Annotated in this window: 21 protein-coding genes; 10 read left to right on the top strand and 11 right to left on the bottom strand. The window is 57.1% G+C overall.

The features are described from left to right. Positions 1 to 28 precede the first annotated feature (28 nt). A complete protein-coding gene (locus A7Q03_RS00710) occupies positions 29 to 694 on the bottom strand; it encodes a YdcF family protein (protein WP_067446450.1) in 666 nt (221 codons plus the stop codon). Between the two features lie 32 nt (positions 695 to 726). Then, a complete protein-coding gene (gene arsC, locus A7Q03_RS00705) occupies positions 727 to 1,089 on the bottom strand; it encodes an arsenate reductase (glutaredoxin) (RefSeq protein ID WP_067447329.1) in 363 nt (120 codons plus the stop codon). Between the two features lie 227 nt (positions 1,090 to 1,316). Between arsC and A7Q03_RS00700 the strand changes: the two genes are divergently transcribed. Further along, on the top strand, positions 1,317 to 1,811 hold the full coding sequence (locus A7Q03_RS00700) for a TlpA disulfide reductase family protein (protein WP_153705668.1): 495 nt from the start codon (positions 1,317 to 1,319) through the stop codon (positions 1,809 to 1,811). Positions 1,812 to 1,911: 100 nt separating this feature from the next. Here the strand turns inward: A7Q03_RS00700 and thrC are convergent, their stop codons facing one another. Together thrC and A7Q03_RS00690 are read right to left on the bottom strand one after the other, a co-directional pair. Then, on the bottom strand, positions 1,912 to 3,324 hold the full coding sequence (thrC, locus tag A7Q03_RS00695; RefSeq protein ID WP_067446448.1) for a threonine synthase: 1,413 nt from the start codon (positions 3,322 to 3,324) through the stop codon (positions 1,912 to 1,914). An 80-nt stretch (positions 3,325 to 3,404) separates the two neighbouring features. Next, positions 3,405 to 4,154, bottom strand: a complete 750-nt coding sequence (locus A7Q03_RS00690) for a rhomboid family intramembrane serine protease (protein ID WP_067446444.1) — start codon at positions 4,152 to 4,154, stop codon at positions 3,405 to 3,407. Positions 4,155 to 4,384: 230 nt separating this feature from the next. Here A7Q03_RS00690 and A7Q03_RS00685 point away from each other — a divergent pair, with 230 nt between their 5' ends. After that, the gene (locus A7Q03_RS00685; protein WP_067446441.1) at positions 4,385 to 5,725 is read left to right on the top strand and encodes a replication-associated recombination protein A; all 1,341 of its coding nucleotides are present in this window, start codon (positions 4,385 to 4,387) and stop codon (positions 5,723 to 5,725) included. Positions 5,726 to 5,811: 86 nt separating this feature from the next. Here the strand turns inward: A7Q03_RS00685 and A7Q03_RS00680 are convergent, their stop codons facing one another. The 4 genes from A7Q03_RS00680 to smpB all read right to left on the bottom strand — a co-directional run bounded on the left by A7Q03_RS00680 (position 5,812) and on the right by smpB (position 8,425). After that, on the bottom strand, positions 5,812 to 6,498 hold the full coding sequence (locus A7Q03_RS00680) for a hypothetical protein (protein ID WP_067446438.1): 687 nt from the start codon (positions 6,496 to 6,498) through the stop codon (positions 5,812 to 5,814). A 151-nt stretch (positions 6,499 to 6,649) separates the two neighbouring features. After that, positions 6,650 to 7,426 carry a type I methionyl aminopeptidase gene (gene map, locus A7Q03_RS00675; RefSeq protein ID WP_003823082.1) on the bottom strand — a complete coding sequence of 259 codons (777 nt, stop codon included), beginning with the start codon at positions 7,424 to 7,426 and terminating at the stop codon, positions 6,650 to 6,652. 96 nt (positions 7,427 to 7,522) lie between these two features. After that, on the bottom strand, positions 7,523 to 7,894 hold the full coding sequence (locus A7Q03_RS00670; RefSeq protein ID WP_067446435.1) for a hypothetical protein: 372 nt from the start codon (positions 7,892 to 7,894) through the stop codon (positions 7,523 to 7,525). 84 nt (positions 7,895 to 7,978) lie between these two features. Then, complete coding sequence (smpB, locus tag A7Q03_RS00665) at positions 7,979 to 8,425, bottom strand: SsrA-binding protein SmpB (protein ID WP_255361181.1); 447 nt, start codon at positions 8,423 to 8,425, stop codon at positions 7,979 to 7,981. Between the two features lie 223 nt (positions 8,426 to 8,648). On the opposite strand from smpB, the gene A7Q03_RS00660 reads away from it, so the two are divergent. The 5 genes from A7Q03_RS00660 (at position 8,649) to A7Q03_RS00640 (ending at position 13,116) form a co-directional block, all read left to right on the top strand. Next, positions 8,649 to 9,305: a GrxB family glutaredoxin gene (locus A7Q03_RS00660; RefSeq protein ID WP_067446432.1), complete on the top strand. Its 657-nt coding sequence runs from the start codon at positions 8,649 to 8,651 to the stop codon at positions 9,303 to 9,305. Positions 9,306 to 9,307: 2 nt separating this feature from the next. Then, positions 9,308 to 10,633: a DUF445 domain-containing protein gene (locus A7Q03_RS00655; protein WP_067446429.1), complete on the top strand. Its 1,326-nt coding sequence runs from the start codon at positions 9,308 to 9,310 to the stop codon at positions 10,631 to 10,633. A 228-nt stretch (positions 10,634 to 10,861) separates the two neighbouring features. Then, entirely contained in the window at positions 10,862 to 11,458 is a 597-nt protein-coding gene (locus tag A7Q03_RS00650; protein WP_067446426.1) for an SUKH-4 family immunity protein, read from the top strand. 90 nt (positions 11,459 to 11,548) lie between these two features. Then, positions 11,549 to 12,208, top strand: coding sequence for an NAD(P)H-dependent oxidoreductase (locus A7Q03_RS00645; protein WP_067446423.1), 660 nt, complete (start codon positions 11,549 to 11,551; stop codon positions 12,206 to 12,208). 140 nt (positions 12,209 to 12,348) lie between these two features. Beyond that, positions 12,349 to 13,116 (top strand): DUF4336 domain-containing protein, encoded by a 768-nt coding sequence (locus A7Q03_RS00640; RefSeq protein WP_067446420.1) that lies wholly within the window; start codon positions 12,349 to 12,351, stop codon positions 13,114 to 13,116. A gap of 130 nt (positions 13,117 to 13,246) precedes the next feature. Here the strand turns inward: A7Q03_RS00640 and lepB are convergent, their stop codons facing one another. The 3 genes from lepB to lepA form a co-directional block, all read right to left on the bottom strand. Next, the gene (lepB, locus tag A7Q03_RS00635; RefSeq protein WP_082880632.1) at positions 13,247 to 14,284 is read right to left on the bottom strand and encodes a signal peptidase I; all 1,038 of its coding nucleotides are present in this window, start codon (positions 14,282 to 14,284) and stop codon (positions 13,247 to 13,249) included. 214 nt (positions 14,285 to 14,498) lie between these two features. Continuing rightward, positions 14,499 to 14,834: a hypothetical protein gene (locus A7Q03_RS00630; protein ID WP_067446417.1), complete on the bottom strand. Its 336-nt coding sequence runs from the start codon at positions 14,832 to 14,834 to the stop codon at positions 14,499 to 14,501. Between the two features lie 84 nt (positions 14,835 to 14,918). Further along, positions 14,919 to 16,712 (bottom strand): translation elongation factor 4, encoded by a 1,794-nt coding sequence (gene lepA, locus A7Q03_RS00625; RefSeq protein ID WP_067446414.1) that lies wholly within the window; start codon positions 16,710 to 16,712, stop codon positions 14,919 to 14,921. Between the two features lie 321 nt (positions 16,713 to 17,033). Between lepA and menA the strand changes: the two genes are divergently transcribed. From menA to A7Q03_RS00610, 3 genes are all read left to right on the top strand, one after another. Next, positions 17,034 to 17,936 (top strand): 1,4-dihydroxy-2-naphthoate octaprenyltransferase, encoded by a 903-nt coding sequence (gene menA / locus A7Q03_RS00620; RefSeq protein WP_067446411.1) that lies wholly within the window; start codon positions 17,034 to 17,036, stop codon positions 17,934 to 17,936. A 66-nt stretch (positions 17,937 to 18,002) separates the two neighbouring features. After that, on the top strand, positions 18,003 to 18,335 hold the full coding sequence (locus tag A7Q03_RS00615) for a DUF1304 domain-containing protein (protein WP_067446408.1): 333 nt from the start codon (positions 18,003 to 18,005) through the stop codon (positions 18,333 to 18,335). Between the two features lie 346 nt (positions 18,336 to 18,681). Next, positions 18,682 to 19,341 (top strand): hypothetical protein, encoded by a 660-nt coding sequence (locus tag A7Q03_RS00610; protein WP_067446405.1) that lies wholly within the window; start codon positions 18,682 to 18,684, stop codon positions 19,339 to 19,341. Positions 19,342 to 19,417 lie beyond the last annotated feature (76 nt).

The raw sequence follows: 19,417 nt of genomic DNA, 5'->3' as shown, positions 1-19,417 counted from the left end.
CGGCAGCAAAGAAGCGGTGTGCTGAAAACTACTGCCCTGCCTGCCGCGAAAGCAGGTAATCCCGCCCGTAGGCAGCAGCGGTTTCGCTCAACCGCCACCATTGGAAGGCCATCAGCGACAGCACTTCGCTGACTATGAATTTAGCACGGTTCTGCCCGCTGTAGCGGCTGGTGGGCGTGGGCTCGGTTTGGTAATCCAGCCCCACATAATCGGCCACGGCGGCGGCGCGGGCGAGATGGTAGGGGTCGCTGATGATAACCACGCTTTCTAAGCCGTTGTTATACATTAAGGTTTTGGTATTTTCCAAATTCTGCTGTGTGTCGCGCGACGTGGTTTCCAGCAGGATGTCTTTATTCGGCACGCCGTGGCTGCGTGCGTAGCGGCGGGCCACTTCGGCTTCGGTCATATAGCCCGCCTTGGGCGTGCCGCCGGTGAAAATCAGCTTGCCCACTCGATTGCTGCGGTAGAGCGTGATGCCGTGGTTGATGCGCTCGCGGAACACAGGCGAAGGATTTTTGCCCCAGGCCGCCGCGCCCAGCACCACCGCTGCATCTGCCCGCCGGGAAGCGGTGCGCGTGCTGTAACTGTACACCAGCCAAGTGCACCATGCGGCCTGCACCAGCAACACCAGCAGACAGAGCTTGATGCCCCGCCAAACTTGGCGCAACAGGGAACCGCAGAATATGGCCAGCATGGTGGTCTCACATATACTTACAACTCAATCAGTTAATCGAACAAGGCAATAATGTTTTCCAACGGCCGCCCGATGGCGGCGCGTTGTCGGTATACCGCAATCGGGCGTTGCAGCAATGCCGGATGTTGGTGCAGCGCGGCAATCAGCTCGTCTTGGCTCAAATCCGGCTTGTCCAAACCCAGCTCGGCATAGGCCGCATCGGCAGTGCGCATGATGCTGCGCACATCTTGGGTGCCGAGCTGTTGTAGCAACCCTCGCAAATCGGCTTCGAAAGGCGGATTGGCACAGTAATCCAGTGTTTGCACGGCCATGCCCGGCTGCTGTTGCAGCCACTTTAAGGCGGCACGGGATTTGGAACAATTCGGGTTGTGATACAGCAAAACGGTTTCGCTCATGGGGTGCTCGCAGAGAAATGATGATTTAAACAGCGGTTTGTCGGCAGAGATAGTTGATGCAATTATTTTTTCATACATAAGTAAGCTAATTGCAGACTAGTACAAACTATACGCTAAGACGAGTCAATGCGGCAGGAAGGAATAGCTACATCAGCATCGGTCGATTCAATTCTAAGCCACTATATCGTACAATAGCCACTCTTGTTTTCACAATTTGGAAATCTGTTTTGAAAAAATATGTTGGATTGGCCGCCCTGCTGGCCGCTGTGCCGCTGTATGCGGCAGATTTGGTGAACCATTCAGACAACCGCCCTGCCTCGCTCGATACTGGCGCGCAGAAGCGGGTGCAGGTAGTAAACGTGTGGGCGACATGGTGTGTGCCATGCCGGCGCGAGATGCCGGCGCTTTCGCAATGGTATGCCGCCGAAAAACGGCAGCGGCGCGGAGTGCGCGTGGACATGGCAGGCGTGGCACTGGATAAGCCTGCCGATGTGAGCCTCTTTTTGCAGAGCGTGCCAGTGCACTACCAAATCCTGCGTTACACCGGCAATGACAGCACCGCCTGGATGCGCGGCTTGGGCAACCAAACCGGCGCCCTGCCCTTCACCGTAATCCGCGCCCCGGCCTGCGGCAACTACCGCAAAACCCTGCTGGGCGAAGTATCGCCGCAGCAGCTTACACAAGCGGTGGAAGCAGCGGCAGTGCAATGCCGCTCAGGCTGAAGCGTTTGTACCGGCTCATAATACACCCAAAGGCTACTTGAAATTGGCTTGAGCTCCGTTGAAGCCGATATTTTCAGGTAGCCTTTTCATTGTCTGTCAATTAAGCCAAAGCCTGCTCAATCAAGCTTTTCACTGCTGCCGCACTGTTGGGCAGTACGGTAACGTGTTGTGGCAGGTTTTCCAACCCGGCAAGTGCGGCGGGGCGCGGGGGTTTCACTTCATGCCCGGCGGCTTCGCTGATGGTGTCAGCAAACTTGGCCGCCAGCGCGGTTTCCAGGCACACGACGGTTTCGCCCACCTCGCGCAATTCGCGCGCCACTTTCATGCCGTCGGCGGTGTGCGGGTCGAGCCATTCCCCGTCGCTTGTGTGTATGGCGCGGATGGTGGCGAGGCGGTCGGCATGGCGGCTGGAGCCGGACACAAAGCCGAAAGTGTCGCGGATGCGCGGCAGTTCGGCAGATAAATCGAAACCTTCGCCGGCCGCCACCTGCTGCCACAAGGAGGCTACCTGAACGCTGCCTCTCCTCAATAAATCAAACACAAAACGCTCAAAATTGGAGGCTCTGGAAATATCCATCGAAGGGCTGGAGGTAACGTAGGTTTTAGCGGCGCTGCGCGGGCGATAGCGGCCGGTGCGAAAGAACTCGTCCAGCACGTCGTTTTCATTGGTGGCCACCATCAGGCGGCGGATGGGCAGGCCCATCTGTCTGGCGATATGCCCGGCGCAGATGTTACCGAAATTGCCGCTGGGCACGCAGAAGCTCACTTCTTCACTATTGCTTGCGGTGGCGCGGAAATAGCCGGCAAAGTAATACACCACCTGCGCCACGATGCGCCCCCAGTTGATGGAATTTACCGTACCGATGCTGTATTGCTGCTTGAAGGCGGCATCGTTTTGCAGCGCTTTGACAATGTCTTGGCAGTCGTCAAACATGCCTTCGATAGCAATATTGTGGATATTGGCATCGGCCAAGCTATACATTTGCGCCCGCTGGAAGGCGCTCATTTTACCGTGCGGCGACAACATAAACACATGAATGCCGGCCTTGCCGCGCAGGGCATATTCGGCGGCAGAGCCGGTGTCGCCGCTGGTGGCGCCGATGATGTTCAGGCATTTGCCTTCACGCACCAGCACATATTCGAAGGCGTGGCCGAGAAACTGCATGGCCATGTCTTTGAAAGCCAGCGTGGGGCCGTTGGACAGGGCTTGGATTTTGATGCCGTCGGAGAGGGTGCGCACAGGGGTGATTTCGCGCGTGCCGAACACGGATTCGGTGTAGGTGTTGCCCACCAGGCGGCGCAAATCGGCTGCCGGAATATCGTCGATAAACAAGCTCATGATTTCAAATGCCAATTCGGCATAGCTCAAACCGCGCCAGTGCTGCAGCGTGGCTACATTCACCTGCGGATAACGCTCCGGCAGCATCAGGCCGCCATCGGGGGCGAGGCCCATAAGCAAAACTTCGCTGAAAGATTTGGGCTCGGTTTGCCCACGCGTGCTGATGTATCTCATAAAAACACTGTTGGAATAATAAGTTGTATAAAATGGCTACCTGAAAACAAATGCAGTGCGTTTCTGCGAAGCGAGAAAGGCTACCTGAAATCTGAAGCGCCGAAATCGGTAAACGACACTGGATCGCGGCGGCTGAGCCAATACCAGGCCAAAAGCGCGCCGCACACCGCGCCCCCCACGTGTGCCAAATGTGCGATATTGTCGCCAAACAGCGATACCCCGCCGAACTGGGCAAACAGCTCATACCCCACCGCCACCGGCACCAAATACTTAGCCTTAATCCGCATCGGCAGAAACATCACCGTGAGCGGTGCATCCGGGAAGCACAGCGCAAACGCCGCGAGCACGCCAAACACCGCGCCAGATGCGCCCAGCAGGTGCGTATAAAACGCCATAGCCAAGCCGTCGGGCACATTGGGCAAGCCACCGGAGAGTAGCGCTGAACGCACCGTGGCCTCGTCTAGCCCGATTTGCTCGGCCACATTGCGCACACCGTTGGCAATCAGGTATTCGTTCCAGCCCGTATAAAGCAGCGCCCCGGCCAAGCCGCACAGCAAATAAAGCAGCAAAAAACGCCGCTGGCCGAAGCGTAGCAGCAGCATCGGCGCAAACGACCACAACACCACCATATTAAACAGCAGATGCGTGAAATTCGCATGCAAAAACATATGGCTCAGCCACTGCCAATAGCGGTAGCGCAGGTGCTCCAACGGCCACAACGAGCCGGCCAGCTGCAAAAATTCAAAACCCGGCAGCTGCATCAACACAAACACCAGCCCATTCAACGCCAGTAAGGCATACAGCACCGTAAAATCAAAACGGAATCGCATAAGGAAAGAATCAGTCAAGCGTTAAAAACAGCCCATACTTGGGCTATTTTGGGAAAATCGGAAACACAGCTTTCAGGTAGCCTTTCAGTATCCGCAGCCAATGCGCTTAAGGCTACCTGAAACCCATCGCGCCGCATCATACCACAACCAGCCCGTTCCCCCAGAAGCCGCCGCACAGAATTTGCTATAAAATCCACCCCAACGCCTTACCACTTTTCAGGTAGCCTGCCATGCCCAACGACCTCTTCGCCCAAACCCCCGCCGCCCCCCTGGCCGAACGCCTGCGCCCGCACACGCTCGACGACGTAGTCGGCCAGCAGTACCTGATCGGCGCGGGCAAACCCCTGCGCGTGGCCGTGGAAGGCGGACAACCCCACTCCATGCTGCTGTGGGGGCCGCCCGGCGTGGGCAAAACCACTCTCGCCCGCATCCTCGCGCAGAGCTTCAACGCCCAATTCCTGCCCGTATCCGCCGTGTTTTCCGGCATAAAAGACATCCGCGAAGCCGTAAACAAAGCCGAAATCGCCCTCCAGCAAGGCCGCGCTACTATTTTGTTTGTTGATGAAGTGCACCGCTTCAACAAAGCCCAGCAAGACGCCTTCCTGCCCTATGTGGAAAGCGGCCTGCTCACCTTCATCGGCGCCACCACCGAAAATCCCTCCTTCGAAGTCAATCCCGCCCTGCTCAGCCGCGCCCAAGTTTACGTATTGCAAGCCCTTTCCGCAGACGAACTCGCCGCGCTCACCGCCAAGGTGCTCGCCCTGCCCGAATACCGCAGCTTCAGCCTCGAAGAAGACGCACAAAAACTGCTCATCCAAACCGCCGACGGCGATGCCCGCCGCCTGCTCAACCTGCTCGAACAGCTCCTGCGCGCCGCAGCCACCCGCCGCATCAGCCATCTCAACGCTGACTTTCTGGCCGACAGCCTCGGCAGCCAAATCCGCCGTTTCGACAAAGGCGGCGAAAGCTTCTACAACCAAATCTCCGCCCTGCACAAATCCGTGCGCGGCTCCCACCCCAACGCCGCCCTCTACTGGCTCTGCCGCATGCTCGACGGCGGCGCCGACCCTCGCTACCTCGCCCGCCGCATCGTCCGCATGGCCTGGGAAGACATCGGCCTAGCCGATCCCCGCGCCCTCACCATCGCCAACGAAGCCGCCCACACCTACGAACGCCTCGGCTCCCCCGAAGGCGAGCTCGCCCTCGCCCAAGCCGTGCTCTATCTGGCTGCTGCCGCCAAATCCAACGCCGGCTACACCGCCTACAACCAAATGCGCCAATTCGTGAAGCAACACGGCAGCGCCGAAGTACCACCCCACCTGCGCAACGCCCCCACCAAGCTCATGCAAGAACTCGGCTACGGCCGCGCCTACCGCTACGCCCACGACGAACCGCACGCCTACGCCGCCGGCGAAACCTATATGCCCGAAGGCCTGGCCGAGCCCGATTTCTACCAACCCGTGCCACGCGGCCTCGAAGCCAAAATCGCCGAAAAATTATCCTGGCTCAAAGATTTGGACGAATCCACCCCAAGCAGCACCACGCAGCCGGAAGACAAAAAGGCTACCTGAAACATTTTTCAGGTAGCCTTTCTTGCTGTTTAGCTGGCATAAACCCCACCCTATACGCTTTCAGGTAGCCTTTCGATGGGCTATGCCTAGTGCCTTGGCTGGCGGTAGTTGTCGAGATCAACGATGCGTTCGAGCAGCATGTCGCACAAGTCGTCCATGCTGTCTTCGTCGAATGCGCCGTTTTCGGCCACGAGGTCTTCGAGCCAATCGAGGCTGCGGCAGAGGCGCTGGTAGTTGATTTCGGTGTAGGCGGCGGGGCTGGCTGGGAGTTCGCTTTGCAGGAGGGCGAGGCCGTCGTCGCAGAGGTTGTCCCATGCGCCGAGGCGGCAGGATTCGCAGATGTCTTCGGCGGTACGCGCCATTTCGCCGGTGTCGCCGCTGCTTTCAAACAGGCGTTGGGCTTCTTTGCCGTAGGGGGTGTCTTCAAAATATTCTTGCCAGGGCTGGAAGCTGAGGCCTTCGAAGTTTTGCGGCACGAATTCTGCGGGCAGGTTGTCCAGGAGCTCGAGCAGCTCTTCGGCGCTGTAGAAGCGGCCGTGTGCGCCCACTTTTACGGGGTCGGGGATTTCGCCCCAGTAAAAGCCGCTGAATTCTTCGAGCAGGATTTGGAAGGTGTTGTCGTGCCGGTCGATGATGCCGAGGAAGTCGTGGTGCTGCTGCAGGCTGCTGAAATATTGGGGCAGCTCGGCAGCAGATACGGTAACGGGGCTGCCGCCGTCGATGTGGGCATCGTCGGTGTAGAAGGAATAGAAGATTTGGTAGGTGCGGTTCATGGCGGGGCTTAACGAAGGGAAAAGGCTACCTGAAAGTGCTGTGGAATCAGGTAGCGCTGGTGTTTATGGCAATGAAATCAGTGCCGTCGGTTTTCCTGGCGCGGCTGGAAACTGAATCTGCTCCGGCCAGGGCAAACCGGATTGGGCGGGATTAGGGCCGGCCGGTGCGGGGGCTGATGGTGAGGATTTCGTAGCCGGTGTCGGTAACAAGCACTTCGTGTTCCCATTGGGCGGAGAGTTTGCGGTCTTTGGTCACCACGGTCCAGCCGTCTTCGAGGATGCGCAGGTGGCGTTTGCCTTGGTTGATCATGGGCTCGATGGTGAAAATCATGCCGGGCTGCAACACGGGGCCGGTGCCTCTTTTGCCGTAGTGGACGACTTGCGGGTCTTCGTGGAAGCTGCGGCCGATGCCGTGGCCGCAAAATTCCTGCACCACGGAATAGCCGGCGTTTTCGGCGATTTGCTGGCAGGCGTAGCCGATGTCGCCGAGGGTGGCGCCGGGCTTCACGGCTTCGATACCGGCCATCATGCTTTGGTGGGTGATGTCGATCAGGCGCTGTGCCTGCGGGCTGATGGTGCCCACGGTATACATGCGGCTGGAATCGCCGTGGAAGCCGTCTTTTTTGATGGTGATGTCGATATTGAGGATATCGCCGTTTTTCAGGGGCTTATCGTCGGGGATACCGTGGCAGATAACGTGGTTTACGGAGGTGCAGCAGGATTTGGGGAAGGGGGGATTGCCGTAGTGCAGGGGCGCGGGGTAGCCGCCTTGCACGTTTACATGATAATCGTGCACCAGCTGGTTGAGTTCGTTGGTGGTAACGCCTGGTTTGACGAAATCGCCGATGTAGTCGAGGGCTTCGGCGGCCAGGCGGCCGAGTTCGCGCATTTTTTCGATTTCTTCTGGGGTTTTGATGATGATGGCCATATTGTTTTTCCTAATAATTTCAGTAACGGGCTACCTGAAAACAAGACCTTGGCCGGGCTTTTGCCAGGCCAAAACTTTTTCAGGTAGCCTTTAATGTTATTCCTGTTCGCCGTTGCGGCGTTTGCGGCGCAGCGGGATGCCGTGGGCGCCGTATTTTTGCGGCACGATGCCGCTACGGGCGAGCAGCATGAGTGCGCCAAGCAGCATCATGCCGAGCGCGGCCAGCGGGGCTGTGTTGATAAACATTTGGTTGCGCAGGTAAATAGCGGCGCCGATATACATCAGCATGGGGCCGTACACGATACTTTGGGTGTTGATGCCGTCGAGCAGCAGCAGGGCAAGGCCGCCCAATACCAGCGCGAGAGCCAGCAGCGTGGCGGTGGTGGGCAAAATGTCGGTGCTGCTGAGGAACCAAACGGCGCCGAAAATAATCAACACGATGGGGAGGGCAAGGGAGGATTGTTTCATAAGGGGCTCCTGCTGAAGGTGGGGCTACCTGAAACTTGGCGGCATGGCGCTTTCAGGTAGCCTTTAATCGGACACACAAGCAACTCAGCGGTTTTTCAGCAGCCGCTGTTTTTCGCGCTTCCAGTCGGCTTCTTTCATGCTTTGGCGTTTGTCGTGCTGTTTTTTGCCTTTGGCCAGGCCGATGTCCATTTTAATGTAGCCGCGCCGATAGTGCAGGTTGAGCGGCACGAGGGTGTAGCCGCTGCGTTCTACTTTGCCGATCAGCTTGTTGATTTCGCTCTGCTTGAGCAACAGTTTGCGCTGGCGCACCGGATCGGGCTTAACGTGGGTGGAGGCGGTGGGCAGCGCGGTGATGTGGCAGCCCACCAGGTAAAACGCGTCTTTTTTCCAGTGGATATAGCTTTCTTTCAGCTGCACGCGACCGGCGCGCACGGCTTTCACTTCCCAGCCGTCGAGCACCAATCCGGCCTCGAGCTGGTCTTCGATAAAATAATCGTGAAAGGCTTTTTTATTGTTGGCGATACTCATGATGCTTTGCCGTTTCGTTACAGAAAGCGGATTTTAACAGCAAACCGCGCCGCTGAACATTCGCCCGGCGCTGCTAGACCAACGGCTTTGGCAGGCAGACATAGTGAATAAAATTTAAGAATGCTACAGCGTTAGCTCCTTTTTAATCCGCGATACTTTCAGGTAGCCTTCTGCCTCCGTGCTACAATCTCCCTGCTTGCAATCAATCCCTGTCAAGGAAACTATTATGAAGCTCTATCTCTACGACCACTGCCCCTTCTGCGTGCGCGCCCGCATGATTTTCGGCCTGCGCAACGTGCCGGTGGAAGAAATCGTTTTACTGAACGACGACGAAGCCACGCCCATCGGACTGATCGGCGCCAAACAAGTGCCCATCCTGCAAAAGCCCGACGGCAGCCACATGGGCGAGAGCCTCGATATCGTGCGCTATGTAGACGAGCTCGCCGGCCAAGCCCGATTGGATGAAACCATCCGCCCCGCTGTGCAGGCTTGGTTTGACCAAGTAAACAAATTCTACAACCATCTGGTGATGCCGCGCGAAGTGCGACTCGAGCCGCCACTGCCCGAATTCGCCACCGCCGAAGCCATTGCCTACTTCGTGCAGAAAAAAGAGCAAAACATCGGCAGTTTCGAGCAAAACCTGGCCGAAACCAACACCTATCTCGAGCGCATCCATATCGCCCTGCCCGAGCTGGCCGCACTGTTGGGCGAGCAGCCTTATCTCAACGGTAGCGCCCCCGGCATGGAAGACATCATCATTTTCCCCGTGTTGCGCAACCTCACCCTTGTGAAAGGCATCCTCTTCCCCGCCAAGCTGCAAGCCTATATCGAACGCCTGTCGGCCGAGAGCAAAGTACCGCTCTATTCCGAGCGCGCCCTATAGCCATGAACATCCTGTCCGGCCACGCCCAAGAAGCCGCCGCCCGCGCCAGGCTGCAACGCAGCCGCCGCCAGGCCGGCGGTCTGCTGCTGGCTGCCGTATTGCTGTTTATCGTTTCCGCGCTGTTTGTGCAGCGCCACCCCGCGCTGGGCTACCTGAAAGCCTTCGCCGAAGCCGCCACCGTCGGCGCGCTGGCCGACTGGTTTGCCGTAACCGCCCTCTTCCGCCACCCACTCGGCCTCAAAATCCCCCACACCGCCATCCTGCCACGCAACCAAAACCGCATTGCCGACGAGCTCGGCCGCTTCATCGAAACCAACTTCCTGCCCGAGCGCCCCATCACCATCCGCATCTACCGCCTGCGCATCGCCGAAAAACTGCGCCGCTGGCTGGCCCGCAGCAGCACCCGCCAAGAATGGCTGCCCGCCCTCGCGCGCCAAATCCCCGCCGCCCTGCAAACCATCCCGCCGCCAGAAGCCGCCCGCCTCGGCGCCGCCTTTTTAACCACACACGGTAACGGCAAACAACTCGGCACCGCCCTCTCCCAAGCCCTGCTCCTGCTCGATCAGCAAGGGCTACCTGAAAGCCTGCAAACCGCCCTGCTCGGCCAAATCCGCCATTGGATCAAACAGCCAAACACCCGCGTTTTGCTCGAAGAAAACCTCCGCGCCTGGGCGGAAAAAATCGAAACCAGCCAGCCCGACACCTGGGACAAACTCAAAGCCCAGCTGCGCGGCCGCCTCGTTGGCCAAATCGACAGCTGGGTGGCGCAAAAAGCCCTCGACTGGGCCGACAACTACCTCGAAGCCGCCCTCACCAGCCCGCAGCACGAGCTGCGCACCGCCTTCCGCCGCCAATACCGCGCCCTCGCCCAAGAGCTCGCCACATCAGAAGCCTGGCAGCGCAAACTCGCCCTGGCCAAACGCCGCCTGGCCGACTCTCCCGAGCTGCAACAGCAAATCGCCCAACTGTGGCAAAGCCTCACCACCCGCCTTACCGCCGATGCCCAACGCCCCGATTCCGCCGCTGCACGCCGGCTGAACAGCCTGCTCACCTACCTGCTGCAACAACACGCCGCCACCCCGCAGCAGCTGCGCCGCCTCAACGTCCGCCTCGCCCTGCTCGCCCGCAGCCTGGTGCGCCGCCACCGCCACGCCGCCGCCGAATTTATCGCCGACAAAGTGAAAAGCTGGGACAGCCGCCAAATGAGCGACAAACTCGAGCTTTCCATCGGCCGCGATTTGCAGTTTATCCGCATCAACGGCACCTTGGTCGGTGGCCTAGTCGGCCTGCTGATTTACACCCTCAGCCAATGGCTGCCCGCACTGTAGGCCGATTTCAGCTACAAAAGGCTACCTGAAAGCGAAGTTTCGGCTCAGCTGAAGCTGAGTTTCTGCAAAACTTCACTGCAGTTAAATCCATAGCAAAATTTTCGGGTAGCCTTGCTGAAACAAGCTGCCTGAAAGTACAACACATCCAGCCATAATCGATCCAAACCTTAGTTTTAACTTGGCTTTCAGGTAGCCTGCCCATCGACAACGCCAAACCCCAATACCGCCATGAACCTAGCCCGCGCCCTCGCTGCCGACCGTATCCCCATCCTCCGCCCCGCCGCCTATAGTATTGGAGAGCCGGCCAGCCTCGATGCTGTTTTCAAAGATGGCATCGCCTATCTGGCCGACTATCCGCCCGCCCGTTTCCACTTCGTCCGCCTCCCCGATGAAACCATCGCCATCCAAACCCCGCGCGGCGAAGCCCGCTGCTTCGGCAAATACGGCTATGGCGGCAGCTATTTCGTGGTGGCTGCAGATGATGCGGTGTGGCTGTATTCGCCGCGCGCCGAAAACGCTTGGAAGCAGGAATGGGTATTGGTTAACAGCAGCCTGGCCTTGTTTGTGCAAACTTATTGCCGGCTGATGTCGGCCGTATTCCTGCTCAAAGCCGATTTCGCCCAAGGCTACAACTTTAATCAAGGCGCAGCCCTAGCCGCACAACTGCAAAGCTGGCTCGCTCAAACCGACCCCGATGCCGCTGCCGACCACGCCTTTTGGAACCACCCGCTCTACGAAATCGAAGACGGCTTCTTCCATCTGGCAAACAACCCCGTCAGCCGCCAAATCGGCATGCCCGAACACCGTTATCAAGAAAACGAATAGGCTACCTGAAACATACACCGCGCAAGCTTCTGCGCCGCCCAAACCAATCATCCCTTCGATAAACATGCAACGCCATAGAAAGAAATCATCATGATCCTCACCCGCCAGCAAGCCCTCGATATTTTCCGCCGCCGCGTTTCCACCCGCTACTACGACCCCGAGCGCAAAATCAGCGCCGAAGATTTCGCCGCCATCCTCGATTTCGGCCGACTCTCGCCCAGCTCCGTCGGCTCCGAACCGTGGAAGTTTCTGGTGATCCAAAACCACGAGCTGCGCGAAAAAATCAAGCCTGTGGCCTGGGGGATGCAAGGCGCCATTGCCGAAGCCAGCCACCTAGTGATCCTGCTGGCGAAAAAACACGCCCGCTACGACAGCCCCTTTTTCAGCGAGCTGATGAACCGGCGCGGCTTCACCCCCGAGCAGCGCGCCGCCGCCCTTGAGCGCTACCGCAGCTTCCAAATCCACGATATCGCCATCGCCGACGACGAACGCGCCCTGTTTGACTGGGCAAGCAAGCAAAGCTACATCGCCCTGGCCAATATGCTCACCGGCGCCGCCATGCTCGGCATCGATTCCTGCGCCGTGGAAGGCATGGACTACACCGCCGTGGAACACATCCTCGCCCAAGCCGGGCTGCTCGACCCCACCGAATACGGCGTGTCCGTGGCCGCCACCTTCGGCTACCGCGCCCGCGATATTCAGCCCAAACCACGCCGCGATGCCGCCGAAACCGTGGTTTGGGCGGAATAGAGCAGGCAGATAAGCCGATAGTTTCAACTTCACAGAAGCTTGCAATAATTGCTTTCAGGTAGCCTCAATGTGCCAACAGGCTACCTGAAAGCAGCGGCTTCAACGAAGCGAGCGCCGCTTAGCGCCAGCAAGGAAACCGTATGAGCGCCCCCATCCACCTCTACCGCCCGCTCCACACTCTCAAACCCTTCGGCAACAATATTTGGATTGCCGATGGCGGCATTGTGCGCATGGCCTTTCCGCTCGGCCTGAGTATCCCTTTCAGCACCCGCATGACGGTTATCCGCCTCGCCGATGGCGGCCTCTGGTGCCACTCCCCCATCGAACCAAACCCAGAACTGTTATCCCAAATCAACGCGCTGGGGGAAGTGCGCCACCTCGTCTCGCCCAACCGCATCCACTACGCCCACATCCCCGCTTGGCAAAAACACTACCCCCAAGCCACCGCCTGGGCCAGCCTCGGCGTACGCGAACGCGCCACTGCCCAGCGCATTGCTGTATCCTTTGATGCCGATTTGGGCCCCAGCGCCCCAGCCCAATGGGCAGACGACATTGCCCAGCTCCCCTTCCTCGGTAGCTCGGTCATGACTGAAACCGTATTCTTCCACCGCGCCAGCCGCACCCTGATCCTCACCGACCTCATCGAAAACTTCGAGCCCAACAAATTCCCCAGCCGCTTCTGGGCGCAGGTAATGAAATGGGTCGGCATCGCCGAGCCCGACGGCAAAACCCCGCCCGACTGGCGCGCCACCTTCCGCAACCGCGCCGCCGCTCGCGAGAGCCTGGCACAAATACTCGCCTGGCAGCCCGACAAAATCATCCTCTCCCACGGCCGCTACTACGAAACCAACGGCACCACCGAACTGCGCCGCGCCTTCCGCTGGCTCCAGCCGGATCAATCCAAATAGTCACCACCAGGAGTGAAGCAAGGCACCATATCCCTCTGATTTACAACTAGGATAAAGGCTACCTGAAACTTTCAGTTAGCCTTTTACATAAATAGCAAAAACCGGCCAGCCGGCCGGTTTGTCTTTCCTATCAGCGGATAGTGTTGCCGATGCGCGAAGTGTCGCCCACGTTCATCCACACGAAAAACGCTTTGCCCACAATCAGCTTGTCGTCCACAAAGCCCCAGTAGCGCGAATCGGCGCTGCTGTCGCGGTTGTCGCCCATGGCGAAATACTTGCCTGCCGGCACGGTGCATTTAAAGCCGCTGCCGTCTGCCTCGTATTCGCAGTTTTCGCGCAAGCCGCTTTGGTAGCCGTTTGCAGCAAAATCATTAGCGGATTCAGCCAAGAAGGGGATGGAAACCGTGGGCACATTTTCATTTTTCAGCACATCGAAATGGCGGCCTTCCCAATCAGTGGAAAAGCGGGTGGCTTCTAGAATCCGATCCGGCTTGTAATCATCTGGATATTGGTAGCCGCCCACCAAATTATCCTGCTCAGTTTTGCCGTTTACCGTCAGCACCTTATTGCGATACTCCACCACATCACCCGGCAGGCCGACAATGCGTTTGATGTAGTTGGTATCCGGCTCCACCGGATAATTAAACACCACCACATCGCCACGCTGTACCTGACCCACCGGAATCAGCACATTATTCAACACCGGCACGCGGATGCCGTAGCTAAACTTGTTCACCAGCACAAAGTCGCCCTTCACCAGCCCCGGCCGCATCGAGCTGGAGGGAATCTGAAACGGCTCGGCCACAAAAGTGCGCAGCACAAACACCACCAAAATCAGCGGGAAGAAGCTGCCCATATAATCGCGGAAATGGTTGTCGTCTTGCTCTGCTTCGGCATAACCAGTTTGTTGCCTGCGCTGCTTACGTGCCGCACGCGCCCACAGCCATACCGCGCCGGTAAACAGCACCAGCAGCAGCAGCACTGCCGTGAGGCTCATCAGCTTGGCCAGCAGGCCGAACGAGCCTACCATCATCAGGAGGTAGCCCCATTGCAGGCCGCTGCTCCATTCACTGTTTTCTTGCCGCGTTTTCCTGCTCACGGCAAACAGCACGATACCGGCCACCAGAGCAGCTATAGCGGCATAAAGGATTGTGTTGGATTGTTCCACTTTTATATTTCCTGTATTGAAATGAGTTTGATAAGCTTTAGGCTACCTGAAAACTGGCAGCCCGCCTAAAATCTTTGTTCATAGCTTCCTGCCGCTGATGGTTACACCTTCGATAAAACTGAGGCCATAGCCGAAACCGACTCTACCACTAATTTTTTGCGCCTCACCGGCTCTAAATCGCTCGTCCTTAACGGCTGATTCCTGAAAACGGAAGTCATAGCTGCCGGAAACACCGCATCACCTCAACTGCAGCCCTCAAAGCCAAAACACGGCTGCGGTGGTCTGCAGCTAAATTATCTGTATCTGGCGTGCTATCTGCCCAGCCCCACACCAAAGCCATAGGCGGTTTCACCATCTGCCCCTGGCGGCAGGCTACCTGAAAATATTGCTGCTGAGGATCGTATTCATTCAAAAACAGCACCGGTGTGCCTTGCGGGCAGAATTGGCGGAATTGTTCCAACGCTTCCGGCGCGGCAGAAACGGCAAGGTTTTCGGATAGCGTCGGCTTTTCCATCTGCAGGTTGGGCGTGGCATAGGCGGAGGAAGCCATATAAATCGCCAGTATCAAAAAATGTTTTTCATTATCAGGCTTCCTTTCATTCAGGCTCTCGTTTTTCAGGTAGCCTGAATGTGGCTACTTATCCCCCACCTGCAAAATCGCCAAAAATGCGCTCTGCGGGATTTCCACATTACCCACCTGCTTCATGCGTTTCTTACCGGCCTTTTGTTTTTCCAGCAGTTTTTTCTTACGCGTGATGTCGCCGCCGTAGCATTTCGCCAATACGTTTTTGCGCAGCGCCTTCACGTTTTCGCGAGCGATAATCTGGCTGCCGATAGCAGCCTGCACGGCGATGTCAAACATTTGGCGCGGAATCAGTTCGCGCATTTTTGCTGCCAGCTCTCGGCCTCGGTGTATGGCATTTTGGCGGTGCACAATCAGGCTGAGCGCATCTACTTTGTCGCCATTCACCATAATATCTAGTTTCACCAAATTGGCGGCACGGAACTCTTTGAAATGGTAGTCCAGCGAGGCATAGCCGCGCGAGGTGGATTTGAGCTTGTCGAAAAAGTCCATCACCACTTCGTTCATCGGCAAATCATAAGTGAGCATCACCTGGCGGCCGAGATACTGCATATTGATTTGCACGCCACGCTTCTGGTTACACAACGTCATCACATTACCCACATATTCCTGCGGCACCAGAATGGTGGCGGTGATAATCGGCTCCAAAATGGATTCCACCGTGGCCAAATCCGGCAGTTTAGAAGGATTTTCCACTTCGATATGCTCGCCAGTCTTCAAAATCACTTCATACACCACGGTAGGCGCGGTGGTAATCAAGTCCATATCGAACTCGCGCTCCAGGCGTTCCTGCACAATTTCCAAGTGCAAGAGGCCGAGGAAGCCGCAGCGGAAGCCGAAACCGAGCGCTTGAGACACTTCCGGCTCGAATTTTAATGAAGCGTCGTTGAGTTGCAGTTTTTCCAGCGCATCGCGTAGGGCTTCGTAGTCGTGGCTTTCCACCGGATAGAGGCCGGCAAATACCTGGCTTTGCACTTCTTTGAAGCCAGGCAGCGGCTCAGCAGCGGGATTTTGCACCAGCGTTACCGTATCGCCCACTTTGGCTTGGCCGAGCTCTTTCACGCCGGTAATCAAAAAGCCTACTTCGCCCGCTTTAAGCTCTTGTCTGTTCACCGATTTCGGCGTAAACACGCCAAGCTGCTCCACTTGGCTTTCGGCTTTGGTGGACATAAAGCGCACTTTATCTTTCAGTTTCAGACGGCCGTTTTTCACGCGAATCAGCATTACCACACCGACATAGTTGTCGAACCACGAATCGATAATCACGGCTTGCAGCGGCGCGTTTTCGTCGCCTTCCGGCGCGGGGATTTTGGCTACGATTTCTTCCAGCACGTCTTCCACGCCCAGCCCGGATTTGGCCGAGCAGGTTACCGCGCCCACCGCGTCGATGCCAACGATATCTTCAATTTCCTGCGCCACGCGGTCGGGGTCGGCGGCGGGCAGGTCGATTTTGTTCAGCACCGGCACGACTTCCACGCCCAAATCAATCGCGGTGTAGCAGTTGGCCACGGTTTGCGCTTCCACGCCCTGCGACGCGTCCACCACCAACAGCGCGCCTTCGCAGGCAGAAAGCGAGCGGGACACTTCATAGGAGAAATCGACGTGCCCGGGGGTATCAATCAGATTCAAAAGATAAGTTTCGCCATTGCGGGCTTTATAGTTCAGCGCGGCGGTTTGCGCCTTAATCGTGATGCCGCGCTCTTTTTCGATGTCCATGCTGTCCAAAACCTGCGAACTCATTTCGCGGTTTTCCAAGCCGCCGCAGTGTTGGATGAAGCGGTCGGCGAGCGTGGATTTACCGTGGTCAATATGGGCGATGATGGAGAAATTGCGGATATTGTTCATATTTTGGCAAAAAAGTAAGCGGTCGTGATGGTAGGCAAAAGCATCGGTTTGGCCGATACGGGCTACCTGAAAAGCGGAGCTTCAGCAAAGTTAAAACAGGGTGGCAACACAGCAAGCCGTGCCGAAACCAAACTGCGTATTTTAGCCGAAAACGCTTGAAGCTGCCCGACAATTTGTTCACTCTCCCGCTTGACCCAACACAAGCAAAAAGCGCAAGCCCCAGCCCGATAGCGCAGAATCGGTTATCATGCCCGTTTTCCGTATCAGGCTACCTGAAACTGCCAATTGAATTTTTCAGGTAGCCTCCAAGCCACTCCCGCCATGCACGTCCTATTCCGCCTCATTCGTCCGCGCACTCTGCCGCTGGCCCTTGCCGCTGTTTGCTGCGGCAACGCCATTGCTTGGCACGGCAGCCCCGCAAGCTGGCGCGGCAGCGTGTTCCTGCTCAACCTGCTCACCGCGCTGGCTCTGCAAATCGTTTCCAATATTGCCAACGATTACGGCGACGGCATACGCGGTACCGACCGCCACCGCGCCCCCGATGCGCCAGAACGCCTCACCACTAGCGGCCAAATACCTCTCCCACACATCCGCCGTCTCCTCGCCGCCAGCGTATTGGCCGCCCTGCTCCTCGGCAGCACGCTCATCGCCCTCAGCTTGCGCCACCCGCAGCAATGGCTCGCCTTCCTGCTCTTAGGCAGCCTCGCCCTCGCCGCCGCCCTCACCTACACCCTCGGCCGCCATGCCTACGGCTACCACGGGCTGGGCGAAATCAGCGTATTCCTATTTTTCGGCCTGCTCGGCGTGCAAGGCAGCGCCTACCTGCAACAAGGCAGCTGCCCGCCCGAAGGCTGGCTGCCCGCCGCCGGCTGTGGCCTGCTCGCCGCAGCCGTGCTGCACATCAACAATATGCGCGACATCGAAAGCGACCGCCAATCCGGCAAAACCACCCCCGCCACTCGGCTGGGCTTTGAACGCAGCAAAACCCTGCACCGCCTCCTCCTCACCGCCGCCCTCATCTGCTACGCTGCCCTCGCCCCGCAAATTCCTAGCGGCCTCTTCTGGTTAACCGCACTGCCGTTGGCCGCCACTCACCTGCACCGCCTGCAAACCGCCACCAACCCTGCCGCCGCCGGGCGGGAACTGCCACACATCGTACGTTTCACCTTGGCCGTCAACCTACTCTTCGGCAGCGGCCTGCTGCTTGAATCTGTTCTATTCTAACCAGCTCCAAAACTAAATCTCCCAATAACTCATACACACCATAACTAACGAATAAAAAAGTAAAATATGTCTACCCTCTCGCAAATCCTCGCTTTACTCACCGCCACTCTGTTCGGCTACATCATGTATCTCGAAACTTTCGCCACTACTTCCCCCCCCACCACCCGCGTATTCAAAATCACGCTTCAACGTGTGATGCGTAACCAAGGCATCTACAACGGCTGCACTGCCCTCATGCTCGTCTACGCCATCCTGTTTGCCTCCCAGCCGAAAGAATTCGCCGCCGTTTTGCTGCTCAACTGCATCACCGTTACCGCCTGCGGTGCGCCCCCCAACAAAAGCATTCTGTTCAAGCAAGGCGGGCTGCCTATTTTGGCTTTGATCAGCCTGTGGTTTTAGTAGACAGGAAAAAGGCTACCTGAAAAAGATAGATTCGGTTGCAGATAGCCTATGATATTTACAAACTCCTCGTCTTTTAAAGTGTAGTTTAAAACAAGCAAACAGAGTGCGCAGATACATCGAAAATAGACAGCATCCGAAAACGCATTATGAAGAAATACGCCAAAAACGAGGCCTTATAAATGCATCAATCCTTATATTGTGCGAGCCAACATCTAACAACCAAATTTTGGGTGGATACCGTGTCTTATCGGCTACGATTTTGAAAAACACAGCAATTTTCTTTACAATACCGCCCAGCAGCAATGCTGACTTATCCAACCAATATTGAAGAAGGGATGACTTTATGAAATCTAAACAAGCACTTTGGTTGTTGTGTGTATCTGCCGTACTCGGCCTTTCCGCCTGTGGTGGCAAAGGCGGCGATGAACAAGCCCCCGTGCAACAGCAACAAGCTTCGCAAAGCCAGGAGGGCAGCCAGCAGGCTGAGAGCGGCAGCCAGCAGGAAGCAGCTTCTATGGATAACTTCCTGAGCAATGCCCAAGCTTTGCAGGCAGCGGAAGATTCCCTCAAAGCCCTGCCGCAGTTTTCCGGCAAGGAATTGAATGTATTTCAAAACGTTCAATTCTATGGCAGCAACCGTCCGCGCATTGAAATCGACATCCAAGACCCGGAAAAACCGGATAATATCGACCACTACACCTATGAAGACGGCAAGTGGAGCGAACCGCAACCGGTGCAGATTTCCGGCGGCGGCGACATGAAAGACAACGTTACCCCCCTGAACGACATCAAGTTTGCCACCGTGGCCACCATCGCCAAAACTTGGAACGAGAAAGCCAAGGAAGTGGAAGCCACCGAAACCGAGCTGACTTTCACCAGCTTCCAACTGTGGGTGCCGGACCAAACCCGCCGCTGGATTACTTCCACCATCGAAACCCCGCGTGCCAAATACTCTATCGATTTCAACATGGACGGCACTTTGAAAGACTTCAGAAAACAGTAATATAAAGAACAGTTTATAAAGTAAACAAAGGCCACCTGAAAACGTAGCGCAGGAAATTTCTGCGAAGCTAAAAGTT

This window comes from Eikenella sp. NML99-0057, assembly GCF_001648535.1.
Taxonomy (GTDB): domain Bacteria; phylum Pseudomonadota; class Gammaproteobacteria; order Burkholderiales; family Neisseriaceae; genus Eikenella; species Eikenella exigua.
Note: the sequence above shows the minus strand (reverse complement) of the source record. Positions and strands in the feature narration are given on the sequence as shown.

Bases quoted from the DNA above. Each gene is read 5' to 3' on its own strand.
- A7Q03_RS00615 (WP_067446408.1), top strand. From the start codon at position 18,003: ATGTCTACCCTCTCGCAAATCCTCGCTTTACTCACCGCCACTCTGTTC.
- A7Q03_RS00610 (WP_067446405.1), top strand. From the start codon at position 18,682: ATGAAATCTAAACAAGCACTTTGGTTGTTGTGTGTATCTGCCGTACTC.
- A7Q03_RS00650 (WP_067446426.1), top strand. From the start codon at position 10,862: ATGAACCTAGCCCGCGCCCTCGCTGCCGACCGTATCCCCATCCTCCGC.
- A7Q03_RS00690 (WP_067446444.1), bottom strand. From the start codon at position 4,154: ATGCGATTCCGTTTTGATTTTACGGTGCTGTATGCCTTACTGGCGTTG.
- A7Q03_RS00685 (WP_067446441.1), top strand. From the start codon at position 4,385: ATGCCCAACGACCTCTTCGCCCAAACCCCCGCCGCCCCCCTGGCCGAA.
- A7Q03_RS00645 (WP_067446423.1), top strand. From the start codon at position 11,549: ATGATCCTCACCCGCCAGCAAGCCCTCGATATTTTCCGCCGCCGCGTT.
- lepA (WP_067446414.1), bottom strand. From the start codon at position 16,712: ATGAACAATATCCGCAATTTCTCCATCATCGCCCATATTGACCACGGT.
- menA (WP_067446411.1), top strand. From the start codon at position 17,034: ATGCACGTCCTATTCCGCCTCATTCGTCCGCGCACTCTGCCGCTGGCC.
- A7Q03_RS00655 (WP_067446429.1), top strand. From the start codon at position 9,308: ATGAACATCCTGTCCGGCCACGCCCAAGAAGCCGCCGCCCGCGCCAGG.
- A7Q03_RS00670 (WP_067446435.1), bottom strand. From the start codon at position 7,894: ATGAAACAATCCTCCCTTGCCCTCCCCATCGTGTTGATTATTTTCGGC.
- A7Q03_RS00640 (WP_067446420.1), top strand. From the start codon at position 12,349: ATGAGCGCCCCCATCCACCTCTACCGCCCGCTCCACACTCTCAAACCC.
- arsC (WP_067447329.1), bottom strand. From the start codon at position 1,089: ATGAGCGAAACCGTTTTGCTGTATCACAACCCGAATTGTTCCAAATCC.
- map (WP_003823082.1), bottom strand. From the start codon at position 7,426: ATGGCCATCATCATCAAAACCCCAGAAGAAATCGAAAAAATGCGCGAA.
- A7Q03_RS00680 (WP_067446438.1), bottom strand. From the start codon at position 6,498: ATGAACCGCACCTACCAAATCTTCTATTCCTTCTACACCGACGATGCC.
- A7Q03_RS00710 (WP_067446450.1), bottom strand. From the start codon at position 694: ATGCTGGCCATATTCTGCGGTTCCCTGTTGCGCCAAGTTTGGCGGGGC.
- A7Q03_RS00660 (WP_067446432.1), top strand. From the start codon at position 8,649: ATGAAGCTCTATCTCTACGACCACTGCCCCTTCTGCGTGCGCGCCCGC.
- thrC (WP_067446448.1), bottom strand. From the start codon at position 3,324: ATGAGATACATCAGCACGCGTGGGCAAACCGAGCCCAAATCTTTCAGC.
- A7Q03_RS00630 (WP_067446417.1), bottom strand. From the start codon at position 14,834: ATGGCTTCCTCCGCCTATGCCACGCCCAACCTGCAGATGGAAAAGCCG.